9 protein-coding genes and 1 pseudogene are annotated in these 13,650 nt (G+C 73.0%); 5 read left to right on the top strand and 5 right to left on the bottom strand.

Annotated elements, in window-relative coordinates; translation table 11 throughout:
• Window positions 1–24 precede the first annotated feature (24 nt).
• From ACZ3I4_RS25955 to ACZ3I4_RS25945, 3 genes are read left to right on the top strand one after another with little or no spacing between them, the layout of a single operon-like run.
• Window positions 25–177 (top strand): hypothetical protein, encoded by a 153-nt coding sequence (locus tag ACZ3I4_RS25955; protein ID WP_465384611.1) that lies wholly within the window; start codon window positions 25–27, stop codon window positions 175–177.
• Window positions 156–416, top strand: a complete 261-nt coding sequence (locus tag ACZ3I4_RS25950) for a hypothetical protein (RefSeq protein ID WP_465384610.1) — start codon at window positions 156–158, stop codon at window positions 414–416. The genes ACZ3I4_RS25955 and ACZ3I4_RS25950 overlap by 22 nt, the downstream gene beginning before the upstream one ends.
• Window positions 417–453: 37 nt before the next feature.
• A complete protein-coding gene (locus ACZ3I4_RS25945; RefSeq protein ID WP_465384609.1) occupies window positions 454–1,407 on the top strand; it encodes a hypothetical protein in 954 nt (317 codons plus the stop codon).
• Window positions 1,408–1,490: 83 nt separating this feature from the next.
• On the opposite strand, the gene ACZ3I4_RS25940 is transcribed toward ACZ3I4_RS25945, so the two are convergent.
• Window positions 1,491–4,073, bottom strand: a complete 2,583-nt coding sequence (locus tag ACZ3I4_RS25940; RefSeq protein ID WP_465384608.1) for a PKD domain-containing protein — start codon at window positions 4,071–4,073, stop codon at window positions 1,491–1,493.
• 185 nt (window positions 4,074–4,258) lie between these two features.
• Between ACZ3I4_RS25940 and ACZ3I4_RS25935 the strand changes: the two genes are divergently transcribed.
• Complete coding sequence (locus ACZ3I4_RS25935) at window positions 4,259–4,699, top strand: hypothetical protein (RefSeq protein WP_465384607.1); 441 nt, start codon at window positions 4,259–4,261, stop codon at window positions 4,697–4,699.
• Between the two features lie 23 nt (window positions 4,700–4,722).
• Here the strand turns inward: ACZ3I4_RS25935 and ACZ3I4_RS25930 are convergent.
• The 4 genes and pseudogenes from ACZ3I4_RS25930 to ACZ3I4_RS25915 form a co-directional block, all read right to left on the bottom strand.
• Window positions 4,723–11,367: pseudogene (locus tag ACZ3I4_RS25930) on the bottom strand (beta-ketoacyl synthase N-terminal-like domain-containing protein); the annotation flags it as partial.
• Between the two features lie 109 nt (window positions 11,368–11,476).
• Window positions 11,477–11,776, bottom strand: a complete 300-nt coding sequence (locus tag ACZ3I4_RS25925; protein ID WP_465384606.1) for a hypothetical protein — start codon at window positions 11,774–11,776, stop codon at window positions 11,477–11,479.
• Between the two features lie 166 nt (window positions 11,777–11,942).
• Entirely contained in the window at window positions 11,943–12,374 is a 432-nt protein-coding gene (locus tag ACZ3I4_RS25920) for a dienelactone hydrolase family protein (RefSeq protein ID WP_465384605.1), read from the bottom strand.
• Window positions 12,375–12,411: 37 nt separating this feature from the next.
• Window positions 12,412–13,062 (bottom strand): hypothetical protein, encoded by a 651-nt coding sequence (locus ACZ3I4_RS25915; protein ID WP_465384604.1) that lies wholly within the window; start codon window positions 13,060–13,062, stop codon window positions 12,412–12,414.
• A gap of 119 nt (window positions 13,063–13,181) precedes the next feature.
• On the opposite strand from ACZ3I4_RS25915, the gene ACZ3I4_RS25910 reads away from it, so the two are divergent.
• On the top strand, window positions 13,182–13,628 hold the full coding sequence (locus tag ACZ3I4_RS25910; protein ID WP_465384603.1) for an Hsp20/alpha crystallin family protein: 447 nt from the start codon (window positions 13,182–13,184) through the stop codon (window positions 13,626–13,628).
• The last annotated feature ends 22 nt before the right edge of the window (window positions 13,629–13,650 follow it).

Below are 13,650 nucleotides of genomic sequence, written 5' to 3'. Positions count from 1 at the left end.
AATGCGAGATTGACAGTCCTCGCCGTGACAGTTGCCGTCCTTTTCGGTACGGCCCTGCCCGCCCCAGCGGCGGTGGTCGACCAGCACCTCGAGGCTCTCCGCATCCGGGTCAACGACGAGGACATGCGCTGGCGCCCCGGCTGCGGGCGTACGGGATGCCGGTCTCCTCCGCGATGACCCTGCGGGATCTGGCCGGCCGGTCACCCGCCCCGGTCGCGGCCGGACTGCTCCGGCTGGGCCCGGTCGTGGACCGGGCGGCCTGGTCCGGCGGCATGGCGCCGGTGGACGAGCAGGAGGCCTGGTCGGCCGTCCGCGCGGCCCGGCGCGGCCTGGCCGATCAGGGCCTGCGGCCGCGGCTGCGCGCCGCGCTCAACCTGCGCGGCCGGGCGCGCCGCATGCCACATTCAGATCGTTAAATGGCGATCTATCGATGGATACCCTTACCGTACGGTCATGTCGGATGCTCAATTCAGATCCTTCGCGGTCGCGGTCTCGGCCCTCCTGATCGCCGCGGGCGTGCCGGCCCCGGCCCGGGCCGCGCTGCCCACGCCGGCGGTGGGGGCGACGACGTCGGCCGCCGACACCGTCGGGAGCGGCAACACCTGCGCCGGGTTCCTCGACGAACGGACTCACCTGGGCAATCTCGGGATCCGCCGGGTCTTTGCCAGCGCCGGTCAGTTGCCGCCGGCCGATGCGCTCAGCTGCCACAGCTCGTACGGGGGAACGCTCTGGTATTCGTTCAAGACGTCCTGCTCGCCGGGCGCCGTGGCCGTCGGCACCTGCGACAGCGAGATTCAGAACATTGCCGCGGTGATGCCGGCCGACAGCTATCTGACCTACAACCACGAGCCCGAGAACGACATGACCGGCGTGCAGTTCGTCGCCGCGTTCCAGCGGGTTTATTCGGTGGCCAAGGCGGTCAACCCGGCCGTCAACGTCGTGCCCATCTACATGTCTTACCAGTGGCGTACGGGCTCGTCCCGGGTCACCGCCAACGGCACCGGCGGCGACAACGAGATCCGGGACTGGATCGTCCCGGCGACGTCCGCCGACGCGTACGGGCTCGATCTCTACTGGCAGGCCAGCACGCGCGGCAGCGAACCGGACGACCCGGTCAGCGTGGGCGCCGACCCGCGGATGATCCGCTGGTACAACGCCTTCACCGGGCTGGGCCGGCCGCTGACGCTGCCCGAGTGGGGCATCGACGACGACCAGGGCACCCGGGCGTCGCGGGGGCCGGCCATCCGGGCCTCACGCGCCTGGCTGACCACCCATGGATTCCGCATCATCAGCTACTGGCAGCTCGACAACTGGTATCTGGGCGCCACCACCGTGCCCGCGGGCGGTTACGCCGACCCCGACGGGGTCGCCGCCTATCAGGAACTGGTCGCGGCGGCCACACCCTGACCAGGTCGAGGGCCGCAGCGACGAGGAAAGCCGCCGTAGCCCGGCCCGGCGCCGGCCGTGGTCGGCCGGCGCCGGACAGCGGTTCAGCGAGTTCCGGTGCGGTGCAGCTGGACGGCGCCGGAGGTCAGGTCGCGCGGGGCGATCCGGTCGACGTCGAACTCGGTGCTGCCGGGGCTGTGGTCGTAGACGACAGTCCCGGTGGCGGTCTCGAACACGACCAGGCGGGCCCGGTCGGTGGGGATGCCGACGCAGTCGGTGCGGCCCGGCGAGCAGGCGTCCCAGCCGTAGATCACCCAGGTGTAGCCGGACCGGCCGTTGAGGGTGCCCGTACCGCGGGAGGCGACCTTGCCGTCCTTGGTGAGCACGAGCCACTCCAGCGAGCTGGGTTCGAGCCGGAAGCTCGTCCCATCCGTCCACGCCTTGCCCTGGCCGACCGGGGTGGTGGCGCTGCTGGTCTGGTATTGCGCGGTGTTGTGCAGCCACGTCTGGCCGGCCGCGTCCGGCACGCTGACCAGAGCGCCGGCCGGGGTGGCGCTGGAGCCGTCGATGTTGGCTGTGCCGGCGTCGGGGTCGTAGACGACGATCATGCTGCCGGATTTGTCGGTGGCGGCGTCGTCATCGCGGACGGTGACGTCGATGCTGTACATGCCGGCGTCGGTGAAGGTGTGTGTGCCCTGGCAGACGTTGTTCGTGGCGGTCAGGGATTCCGTACGGCCGTCGTCCCATACGACGGTGCAGGTGTGGGTGTCGTTGGTGCCGGGATCGTTGAACGGGATCTTCAGTTCGACCGCCGTACGGGCCCGGTGGACCGGCCACTGGGTGGGCGCGACGACCGCGGTGGCCGCGGCGGCCGCTCGCAGCGGGCTCGGCGCGGGGGTTTCCCGGAGCGACGGAGCGACGTTGCTCAGGATTACCGTCGCGCTGTCGCTGACCGCCCCGTTCACGCCGTCGTCGGCGGTGAGCATGACGGTGAAGGTGCCGTCGTCGGTGCAGCTGATCGTCGTGACCGGGGTGCCCGCGTCCTCGAAGGCGCAGGTGGCGCCCGCGTCCACGTCGGAGCCGGCGGTGTACGACCACCGGGCGCTCGGGGCACCCCCGTCGTCGCGGGCGGAGCCGTTCAACCCGACCGGGCCGCCCTCGTTGCCGCGGCGGTCGGGACCGGCGCTGACCACCGGCACGTCGTCGACGTCGGGGTCGTCGGGCGGAGGGCTGCTGACGTTGCCGTCGCCGACCGGGATGAACAGGTTGTCGTAGTCCAGGAGCCGGTCGTTCTCCATCCAGATGCCGATGCGGCCACCGGCCTCCTGGTTCTCGGCGCGGGCGACGAACCGGACCGAGTAGTTGTCCGGCAGCTGCACCGGCCGGCCGCGCTCGAGGTCCTCGTCGTGGAACTCCGGGCCGGCCGAGCCCTCGTACGTGGCCGCGATCGGGTACTCGTCGCAGTCCCAGTTGGGGACGGTCGGGTCGTCCGGCGGTGGCGGCATCGAGGTGCGCGCGCAGGTGTTGGTGGAGACAGTCCGGTTGCGGTCCGCGCGGAACCGGTGCTCGGCGCTCTTGGCGCGCGGGATCCGGTGCAGCGGGTCGCTTGCGGTCCCTCCACGGAGGACCTTGTTCGGGTTGGGCGGCCAACTGGCCGGCGGGTTCGCGCGGGCCTCCTCGATGTGCACGGCGGCACCCTTGACGGCCGGGTCGGTCGTGCTGAGGAAGATGCCCGGGACGGCGCGGTCGAAGACCGATCCGAGCTGCCGGGCACGGGCGCTGCTCAGATACCACGCGCTGTCGAAGCGCATACCGCCTTGTTCGCTTTCGGTGTCGACAAACTGGAAGTACCAGCCCGGCAGGTCGAAGTCGTACTCGATGTGGAACACGCCCGTCGCGATCTGCTCGCCGTTCGCCGCGGCCGGCTCACGGGCATCGGACATCAGCTCGAAGAACGCGTAATTGTCGGCCCGCCACCCCGGGATCGTCTTCTCGGTGTCGTCGTCCGGCCCGGGGAAGCACGCGTCGTCGTCGTCGACCTCGAAGACGGGATCACGATAGCCGCCGTCACACTCGATGGTGGCCTTCATCTTCGCGGTCGGCGCCGAGAACACCCCCCGGGCCCACAGGACGTCGACGTCGAGGGTGAAGCTTGCCCACCGCAGTTTGCTGGGGTCGTTGTTGTGGCCGCCCTGTTTGCCCTCGCCGCGCAGCATGTTCTGCGAGAGGTATTCACCGGTTGTCTTGCACGACGGCGGGAACAGCCCGCATTCGATCGCCCCGATGTACACCATGTGGCTCTGGCAGTAGGAGTAACGGTTCTTGATCCAGCCCTGCTCGCGCTTGGCCTCGTCGCTGTGCTGCTCACACTGCTCGGGCGTCGCGTAGTCGTACACGTCGTCCGGCAGCGATCCGCGCGGGAAACGCCCGGAGTCGACCACGTAGCTCTCGGGACCGGCCGCCGCGGCTCGCGGTTGCGGTCTGGTCGACTTGGAGGGCCCGTCGGCGGTCGCCGGCTTGATGCCGAGGTTGTCAAGGTTCAGGTTCTTGCGGAACTCTTCGCTCACCCGCTCGGGGTGCTCGATGAGATCCGGGTCGGAGATGACGTACGGAATGAGCTTGCGAGTCGTCTGGTCCGGGCTCGGCCCGGCGTGGGCCGGAGAACCCGGAATCAGGCCTACGAGCATCGATATCAGAACTGTCGCAGGCAGGAACCATCGTCGCATCAGCGCTAACTCCCCCGTGGATAGGTGATGACGGGAGTAGTTCAGCCAACGACGTACGTCGATGCAAGGGAGAGTAAGCAAGCGGACACTCACGGTCGGGCGGAGATCGCTATCCTCGTAGTCGGCCGAGCGGGGGGAGGGTCAGCATGGCGACGCTGGTCGAGCACACCGAGCTGTATGTCGATGTGGACTATCGACTGTTCGCGATGATCGACGACAGCAACGACCGGCGTAACGTGCCGCCCCCGCCGCACGAACTCGGTGGCTGGGTCAGTTCCACGCCGGGATACGTGGTGGTCGAGAACATCGACGACGTCGTGGTGCTGGGCAGCGACACCCGGCTGGAGACGTGGGACGGTCCGCCCGGCTTCGACCCGGCCGGCTGGGACCGCAGCGACGTCCTCGAGGTGGCCTTCGAGTCGGGCATCCTCGGGTTCTCCAGTGGTACGGCGGGCAGCATCGCCGACGCCTACCGCCTTCCGCCGGGCCGGCGATGGAACGTACGGCTGGCCTGGCGCACCGAGGCGCCGCCCGCCCCGGACGAGCTGCCGACCGCGTCAGTCCTCATCCAGTTCAGCCCGGCCTGACGCGGCCCCGACCGATTCACGACTCAAGCACGGGCCAGGAACGCCCGGATCGCCGCGGCGACGGCGCCGGGGTGGTCGTCGAGCATGGTGAAATGGTCGCCGGGGACCTCGACGCGCTCGTGCGGGCCCGAGCGCGTCGCCCGCCACTCCCCCTCCGGCATGCCGTCGCGGGACGAGGCCGCCGCGATCAGCAGGCTCGGCGTGGTGAGCGGGCCGGGACGCCAGCCGTGCATCATGCGCAGGTAGGCGCCCACGGCCAGCAGCGCGGTCTCTTCGGCGGCCGGGTCGAGCCGGCCGCGCAGCCGGCCCAGGCCCGCGGTGACCAGGGCGGCGATCCACTCGTGGGCGTCGAAACCCAGGTCCACCTCGTACGTGTCCAGCAGCACCAGCCCGGCGGCGGGAGTGCCCGCCTCCTCCAGGCGGGCGGCCACGGCGTGTGCCAGGAGCCCGCCGCTGGAACGCCCGACCAGCAGCAGCGGGCGGTCGCCGGCCGCCGACCGGGCCGCCGCGGCCAACCGGTCGAACAGCTCGTCGCGGGTCCCGGGCAGGTGGGCTCGGGCCGCGAAGCCGGGCAGGGCCAGCACCGACGCGCCGCCGAGGGCGCGGGCCAGGCCGTGGAACTCGGCCGCCCCGGCCGGTCCGAACGACGGGACACCGACGATCGCGGGCCGGGACCGGCCGTCGTCGCGCAGATCCAGCGGCTCGCCCGGAGCGGTCCGGGCCGGGATCGGCAGTCCGGAGGCGCTGATCAGCAGGTTGACGGCGAGCCGGGGGTCGGTGGCGGCGATCGCGTGGAACATCTCGGGCAGCGAGTGCTGCCGTTCGGCCGCGGGTGCGGGGGCCCGGCCGACCTCACCGGCGATCCAGCCGGCCAGCGCGGCGGGAGTCGGGTGGTCGAAGACCACGGTGGCGGGCATGGCCACCCCGGTCGCGGCGACCAGGCGGGTGCGCAGCTGGATCGAGCTGACCGAGTCCAGGCCCTGGTCGGTGAACGCGCCCCGCACGTCGACCGTGGCCGCGTCGGTGTGGCCGAGTTCGGCCGCCACCTCGTCGCGTACCAGCGTTTCCAGGGCGGCCCGCAACTCGTCGCCGGTCAGGGCGTTCAGGTCGGGGGTGTCCCGGGCCGGCGCCGGGGCGGCCGGGCGGGACGCGAGGTGCAGCGGCGCGAGCACCGGCTCGTCGGAGCGCAGCGCGGCGTCGAAGGCGGCGGTCACCTCGGCCGGGGTCATGGGCCGGATCCGGGTCCGGCCGATGGGCATGCCGCCGTCGAGGGCGAGTGGTCCCCAGGCCAGTGACAGCGCCGGTTTCCCGGCGGCCCGGCGGCGCCGGGCGAGGTCGTCGAGGAAGGAGTTGCCGGCGGCGTACGCGGCCTGGCCCGCGTTGCCGAGCAACCCGGAGGCCGACGAGCACAGCACGAACGCGGCCAGGGCGCCGGTCAGCTCGTCGAGGTGCCAGGCCGCGTCGACCTTGGGCCGCAGGACGGCGTCGGCGCGGTCGCGGGTGAGGGTGGCCAGCGGGCCGTCGTCGATCACGCCGGCGGTGTGCACGACGGCGGTGACCGGCGGCCGGGCCTCGGCCAGGACGCGGGCCAGCGCGTCCCGGTCGGCCACATCCGCTGCACGTACGGTGACGGTCGCGCCCTCCACCTCGAACGGCGTGCCGCTGCGGCTGACCAGGAGCAGATGCCGTACGCCGTGGGCCGCGACGAGATGCCGGGCCAGCACTCCGGCCAGCGCGCCGGACCCGCCGGTGATCAGCACCGTGCCGTCGCCGAAGCCGGTCGCCGGACCGTCGGCGGTGGCCCGCACCAGCCGGGGCATGCCGTCACCGGAGGGCAGCACCAGCCCGACCTGGCCCGGGTATTCGGCCGCGGCGACCCGGGTCAGCCCCGCGACGACGGGCGAGTTCGTCGTCACCACGACCCGCGACGCCCCGGTCAGCGCCTCCCGCAGCCGGGTGGCCGCCGACCAGAACTGGTCGTGGACCTCGGCCGGTGTCCGGGCGGATGGGAAGTCCGCGTCGAGCGTCGGCGCCTCCTCGGCCGCGGGCGTCCAGGCCGGGCGGTAGAGCGCGGCGGGCAGGGCGCGCAGGGTCAGCCGGTCCACTTCGAGCAGGGCCCGGCCCGAGGGTTCGGCGAGTTGCACGCTCAGCGCGTCCGGGCCGGTCATGGTCAGCCGGACCCGGGCCGCGGGCGTCCCGGCGCCGAAGCGCCGGACCCCGGACCAGACGAACGGCACCCGCGGGGTCGCGTCCCGGCCGCCGGCCAGCCGGGCCGGGTGCAGGGCGGCGTCCATCAGCGCCGGGTGCAGCCCCGGCTTGCTGCCGGCCGCGGCGGGCAGGCGGACCTCGGCGTACACCGTGTCGCCGTCGCGCCAGGCCGCGGTCACGCCCTGGAAGGCGGGCCCGTAGTCGCCGTCGTCGTAGAACCCGCTCAGGTCCAGCGTTTCCGCGGCGGGCGGCCACGCCGTGGCCCAGGCCCACGACGGCGGCGGGCCGGCGTGCGGCGAGCAGCGGCCGGACGCGTGCTGCTGGTCGCCCGCGTAGATCTCCAGGGCGCCGCCGTCGCGCAGCACCAGCCGCAGCTCGATCTCGGCCTCGCCGACCGGCAGCGGCTGGATGATGGTCAGATCGTCGAGCTGGGGCCGGCCGGCTTGGGCGCCGAACGCCGTGGCCAGCTCGACGAACCAGGTGCCGGGCACGATGGTCTCGCCGCCGGCCCGGTGGTCGCGCAGCCACGGCTGCGTCTCGGGCGACAGGCGGGCGGTGGCCACGAACTCGCCGCTGCCGGGCACCTCGACCACGGTGTCGAGCCCGCCGGTCGTGCGGCGCGCGGAGGGGACCGTGCTGTCGAGCCAGAACCGCTTGCGGTGGAACGGATAGGTGGGCAGGGCCGCGGCCACCCGGGGCTGCGCCGGACCGAGCAGCGCCGCGCGGTCGACGTCGACGCCGTGGGCCCAGAGCGCGGCCGCACCGGCCGCCGACGCGACGAGCACGCCCTGCGGGATCAGCGGGGCCAGCGACGCGGCCGGGCTCATCTCGACGACCAGGCCGGGCAGGGCGGCCGCGGCGGCGCCGAAGCGCACCGGCTGCCGGAGCTGCCGCGCCCAGTACCCGGCCGAGCGCAGGTCGTCGCCGGTGGCCGGGCGGCCGGTCACGGTGGACAGGATGGGCACGGCCGGTTCCCCGTACGTCACCGTGGCCGCGACCCGCTCGAACTCGGCGAGCACGGGCTCCATGCGTACGGAATGGAAAGCGTGACTGACCCGCAGGGCGGTGGTCCGGTGGCCGTTGTCGCGCAGGGCGGCGGCCAGCGCCTCGACCGCCGGGGTGTCGCCGGAGAGCACCACCGACCGGGGCCCGTTGATCGCGGCCAGGTCGACGCCCTCGCCGAGCAGCGGGCGGATCTCGTCCTCGGTGGCGTCCACCGCGACCATCGCCCCGCCCTCGGGCAGCGCGCCCATCAGCCGGGCACGGGCCGACACCAGGGTCGCCGCGTCCGGCAGCGACAGGATGCCGGCCACGTGCGCCACCGCCAGCTCGCCGATCGAGTGCCCGACCAGCACGTCCGGCCGCACCCCCCAGGCCACCATCTGCCGGTACGCGGCCACGCCGTACGCGAACAGGGTGGGCTGGGCGTATTCCGTACGGGAAAGGTCGGCTCCGGCCGGAACCGGATCGCCCAGGGCGGCCATCGCCTCGGCGTAGGCCGCCCGGAAGACGTCGAAGGGCAGCAGGCCGGGCCGTTGCGCGCCCTGCCCCGGGAAGGCGAACGCGACCCGGCCGGCGGGGCGGCCGTCACCGAGCACCAGATCCGGGTGCGCGCGCCCGTGGGCCAGGGCGGCCAGCGCGGCCCGGTCCCCCGAGGGCACGGCGGCCCGGAACCGTTGCGCGGCCTTGGTGGCCAGCGCCGCAGGCGAAACCGCGCCGTGCTCCAGCAGACGCTCGGCGTGGCGCCGCAGCGCGGTCTCGCCTGCCGCCGACAGCAGCAGCGGCCCGTCCCCGGGATCGCCGGAAACCTCGGGCCGGGGCGGCGCCTCCTCCAGGATCACGTGGGCGTTGGTGCCGGAGATGCCGAACGCCGACACCGCGGCCCGCCTCGGCGCCGACGACGCGGGCCAGGGGCGCGACTCGGTGAGCAGCGCCGCGTCCCCGGCGGTCCAGTCGACATGGGTGTTGGGCCGGTCGACGTGCAGGGTGCGGGGCAACTTGTCGTGCCGCATCGCCTCGAGCATCTTGATGACCCCGGCGACACCGGCCGCGGCCTGGGTGTGGCCGATGTTCGACTTCACCGTGCCCAGCCACAGCGGGCGGCCCGCGGGCCGGTCCCGGCCGTACGTGGCCAGCAGCGCCTGCGCCTCGATCGGGTCACCGAGCAGCGTCCCGGTGCCGTGCGCCTCGACCGCGTCCACATCGGACGCGTGCAGACCGGCGTCGGCCAGCGCGGCCCGGATCACCCGCTGCTGGGCCGGGCCGTGCGGGGCGGCCAGACCGTTGGAGGCGCCGTCCGAGCCGACCGCGGAGCCGCGCAGGACACCGAGCACGGGATGGCCGTGCCGCTGCGCGTCGGAGAGCCGTTCGAGCAGCAGCAGCCCGGCGCCCTCGGACCAGACGGTGCCGTCGGCGTCGGCCGAGAACGCCTTGACCCGGCCGTCCGGGGCGAGCCCGCGCAGCCGGCTGAACGCGACGAACGGGCCCGGGTTGCTCATCACCGTCACCCCGCCCGCCACGGCCAGCGAGCAGTCGCCGGCGCGCAGGGCCCGGGCCGCCTGGTGCAGCGCCACCAGCGACGACGAGCAGGCGGTGTCGATGGTGACGGCCGGGCCGGTGAGCCCGAACGTGTAGGCGATCCGGCCCGACGCCACGCTGCCGGCCGAACCCAGCCCGAGATGCCCTTCCAGCTCGGCGTCCGGTTCGGCCACGCGGCCCGCGTAGTCGCGGTACATCAGTCCCACGTACGTGCCGGTGTCGCTGCCGCGCACGGTGGCTGGGTCGATCCCGGCGCGCTCCCACAGTTCCCAGGCCGTCTCCAGCAGCAGCCGCTGCTGCGGATCCATGGCCAGCGCCTCGACCGGTCCGATGCCGAACGGCGCCGGATCAAAATCGGTCACGTTGTCGAGAAACCCCCCTGCTTTGGCGTACGTGTGACCGGCCGCGCCCGGATCCGGGTCGTAGAGGTCCGGATCCCAGCCGCGGTCGCGCGGGAACGGCGTGATCGCGTCGATCTCCTTGTCGACCAGCGACCACAGGTCCTCCGGCGAGGCCACGCCACCCGGATAGCGGCAGGCCATCGCCACGATCGCGATCGGATCGGCCGGCTCCAGCCCCGACCCGAGCTCCGGCCGCTTCACCTTGCCCGAGGCCGTCCGGGGGATCGCGCCGATCAGCCGGATCTCGTCGGGCGCCTTGGCGGCCGACATCCTGGTCCGGACCTCCTGCAGCAGCGCGGCCGGATCGACGCGCGGGCCGGCGGCCACCACGTAGGCGACGGCCACCTGCCCGAGCCGGTGGTGCGGCCGCCCGGCCACGGCGACGTCGGCCACCCCGGGCAGGGTCCGCAGCACGTTCTCGATCTCGGCCGGGTGCACATTCGCGCCGCCCCGGATGATCAGGTCACCGGCCCGCCCGGTCAGCACCAACTGGTCGCCGGCCAGCCGTCCCAGGTCTCCGGTGCGGTACCAGCCGTCCAGGTCGGGCTGCCCGCGATAGCCGCGCATCACCGTGCCGCCCACCAGCACTTCGCCCTCGGCCCCCTCGGGCAGTTCGCCGCCCGTACGGGGGTCGGCGATCCGCACGACGGCCAGCGGCCGCCCGACCGAGCCGTCGGCCACGATCTCCTGGCCCGGCGCCTCCATCGCGATCGCGCCGCACGTCTCGGTGCTGCCGTAACTGTTCACCAGCGGCGCCCCCACCGCCCGGCGAACCGCCACGCGCATCGACGGCGGGCACGGCGCCCCGCCGGTGACGCACATCCGCAGCGACGGCACCTCGATCGTCCGCTCCCCCAGCGCCGAGAGCAGCCCGTGGTACGTCGTCGGAACGCCGGTCAGCACGGTCGGCCGCACCCGTTCCAGCGCCTCGATCAGCTCGCCGTCGGACGGATGATCGAGGATCGTCGCCCGCGCCCCGAGCACCACGACGCCGAGCACGCAGCGCGCGTGGCCGAGCGCGTGGAACATCGGAAGCGGCCACAACAGATGGTCATTCCCGGTCAACCCGAGGTGGTCAACGAACATGCGGCGGGTGTTGGCGAGCCACACGCCCTGGCTGGACACCACGCCTTTGGGATGCCCGGTGCTGCCCGACGTGTAGTGGATCCACGTGTCCTCATCCGGCCCCAGGTCATCGCGGGCCGTCCCGCCGCGTCCGGCCTCGACCAGCTCGTCGACCGTGACGCCGTGCGCGCCCACGACGACCGCCGGCCGGCAGTCCTCGACGAAGGCGGCCAGCTCGGCGGTGGATGCCCGCGGGTTCACGGGCACGCCGACCCCCGCCGCCCGCACCGTCCCGAGCACGGCCACGGCCATGTCCGCCCCGGCCGGCAGGCTGATCAGCACCGCCTCGCCCCGCTCGTGCCCGCGCGCCACCAGCTCGGCCGCGAACCAGCGGGTCCGCTCCTCCAGCCGGCCAAACGTCAGCTCGTCATACGCCGCGTGATCGGGTCGTTCATCAGCGTGACGGCGCAGCAGTTCCGGGATCGTCTCGAGCACCCGGCAACCATGCCCGATCTTGCGCCGACCGTCGAATCTGGACGGAGGGTCACCGCCCGTACGCTATTGGTCAGGCCGGATCGGTGTACGAGACCGGCTTGCCGGCGGCCTGGGCGTACGCGATCTCCCGGCTCGCGGACTCGCCGATGTACCCGCCGGGGTTGACGACCAGAACCCGGTCGGCCAGGTCAATCTTGCGCAGGTGAAGCGCGCCGAGCGCCGCCTTCTGCTCGTCGGTGAGCATCCCGCCCGCTTCGCCCGGCGCGACGACGATGACACCCGCGAGGGTCAGATCGCGGTTCGCCGCACGCATCTCTTCCACGAACCGGGCAGAGCCGCAGATGCAGACGATCTCGGGTCGGTCAGGCACGGCTCAGTCCTTCGGCTCCGTACGCGAGTTCCAGGCTCTGGCACAAGAACTTTGGAGAGCCCCTTGGGCCCAACGATTAGGCTCGCAAGAGTGTCTGTCATCGATCTGGATCATGAGGTGGAGGCGACGTCGAGCCGGGCGCCCCGACCGCATCTTCGTTTCATGGTCACGCTGACGTCAGGCGCGCTGCTCTTGGGCCGCCGATGCAGTAGCCGGTCACCGCGACCGGTCCGGCACTGACCTCGGGTTGAGTGGCGAGGAACCCGAGGTAGGCGGCGGCGTCGGTCCGGGTCCGTTCGGCGGTGTGCGTCTTGATCATGGGCATGAGCCGGGCGAAGATCGCGGGCCGGGCTTCTTCTCCGATGTGGTCGGGAAGCTCGATCACGGGGGCTGGGCCGTGCCGATAGAACACGTTGGGGACGAGTACGTAGTATCCGTGCCCGGCCAGTTCAGAGGCCATCTGGCGCAGCACGGGCCGGATGCCGAAGCCGTCCGGGTACATCAGCACTGCCGGGTGTCGCCCCCCGTCGTCGGGGAAAGTGGCGAACGCGTCGGCCTGGCCGTCGGCGGTGGGGAGGTGCAGCGTCTTGGTGGGCATGACTTCTCCTGTCGTTGTTGACGCCGGGCGGCGTTGACTATGCGTCCGGGGTGCCGCGCGCCGGCCGGGCCGGTTGCCGGCGGATGCGGTCGGTCTCTTCGGTCACCGCGTCGATCTGGGCGGCCAGCTCCGGATGCCGGGGCAGGTGGGGCTGGGTGTCGGCGAGCAGGCCGGGCAGGGCCGACGCGTCCGGGGCGCCGAGCGCGTCGTGCAGGCGGCTGAGAGGTTCGGCGGCGCCGTCGCCGAGGTCGGTCAGGGCCACCACCTGCCCGGCCAGCCGCCTGAGGTCGGCGGTGTTGTCGTTGGCCCATCGGGTGACCGCCCGGCGCGCGGCCCGCCGGTCCCGTTCGGCCTGGACCCGGGCGTCGCGGGTGGCGCCCGGGTCCGCGTCGGCCGTGGTGCTTCGCAGGTAGCGGCGTTCGGCGGCCTGACGGCTGGCCACGCCGAGCGCGGGGGCCAGGCTCTGCCAGGAGACGCCGGCCGCCCGGGCCGCGGTGACCAGGACCGGTTCGAGGGCGGTCAGCTCGGCCTGCGCCCAACGCAGCAGCACCAGAGCGTCGAGCAACTGAGCGGGATCGACCGGGTTCTCCCCGTCGGCGCTCTGCCTGATCGAGTCGGCGGTGACGGCGAGGGCGGCCGTGACGGCGGCGAGGTCCCGCCGGCCGTCGTCGGCGATCAGATCTGACACAAGCGCCTCCCGAAAATTGTCATCGGAGTGATGACAAGCCACTTGTCATCGGAACGATGACGTGCTAGAAAAACCTTAGCGCATTGACCGGCACAGTCGAGACCGCAGGAGGTGGCACCATGTTGATGCGCAGCGAACCCTTCACCGAGGTCAACCGCCTCGCCCAGCAGTTCTTCGGCACCACGGCGACCGGCACCTGGTCCCGTCCGACGACGATGCCCGTCGACGCGATCCGCAACGGCGACGAGTTCGTGATCGCGTTCGACCTGCCCGGCGTGAGCGCCGACAGCATCGACATCGACGTCGAGCGCAACGTCCTGACCGTACGGGCCGAGCGCCGCCCGATCGACCTGGGCGAGAACGCCGTCACGCAGCTGACCGAGCGGCCCCTCGGCGTGTTCTCCCGGCAGCTGTTCCTGGGCGACGCGCTCGACACCGAGCACATCGACGCCGCGTACGACAACGGGGTCCTGGTTCTGCGGATCCCGATCGCCGAGAAGGCCAAGCCGCGCAAGGTCGCCGTGACGGCGGGCCGGACCGGCGAGCAGAAGGTCATCGCCGGCTGACACGACAGATCGTCCCGCGCGA

The organism is Actinoplanes sp. NPDC021490 (assembly GCF_055562135.1).
This window is presented reverse-complemented; position numbering and strand designations above follow the sequence as displayed.

What these genes read in the sequence shown, in the direction of transcription:
- ACZ3I4_RS25935 (WP_465384607.1), top strand. Translation starts at nt 4,259, where the DNA reads ATGGCGACGCTGGTCGAGCACACCGAGCTGTATGTCGATGTGGACTAT.
- ACZ3I4_RS25950 (WP_465384610.1), top strand. Translation starts at nt 156, where the DNA reads ATGCCGGTCTCCTCCGCGATGACCCTGCGGGATCTGGCCGGCCGGTCA.
- ACZ3I4_RS25940 (WP_465384608.1), bottom strand. Translation starts at nt 4,073, where the DNA reads ATGCTCGTAGGCCTGATTCCGGGTTCTCCGGCCCACGCCGGGCCGAGC.
- ACZ3I4_RS25945 (WP_465384609.1), top strand. Translation starts at nt 454, where the DNA reads ATGTCGGATGCTCAATTCAGATCCTTCGCGGTCGCGGTCTCGGCCCTC.
- ACZ3I4_RS25920 (WP_465384605.1), bottom strand. Translation starts at nt 12,374, where the DNA reads ATGCCCACCAAGACGCTGCACCTCCCCACCGCCGACGGCCAGGCCGAC.
- ACZ3I4_RS25910 (WP_465384603.1), top strand. Translation starts at nt 13,182, where the DNA reads ATGTTGATGCGCAGCGAACCCTTCACCGAGGTCAACCGCCTCGCCCAG.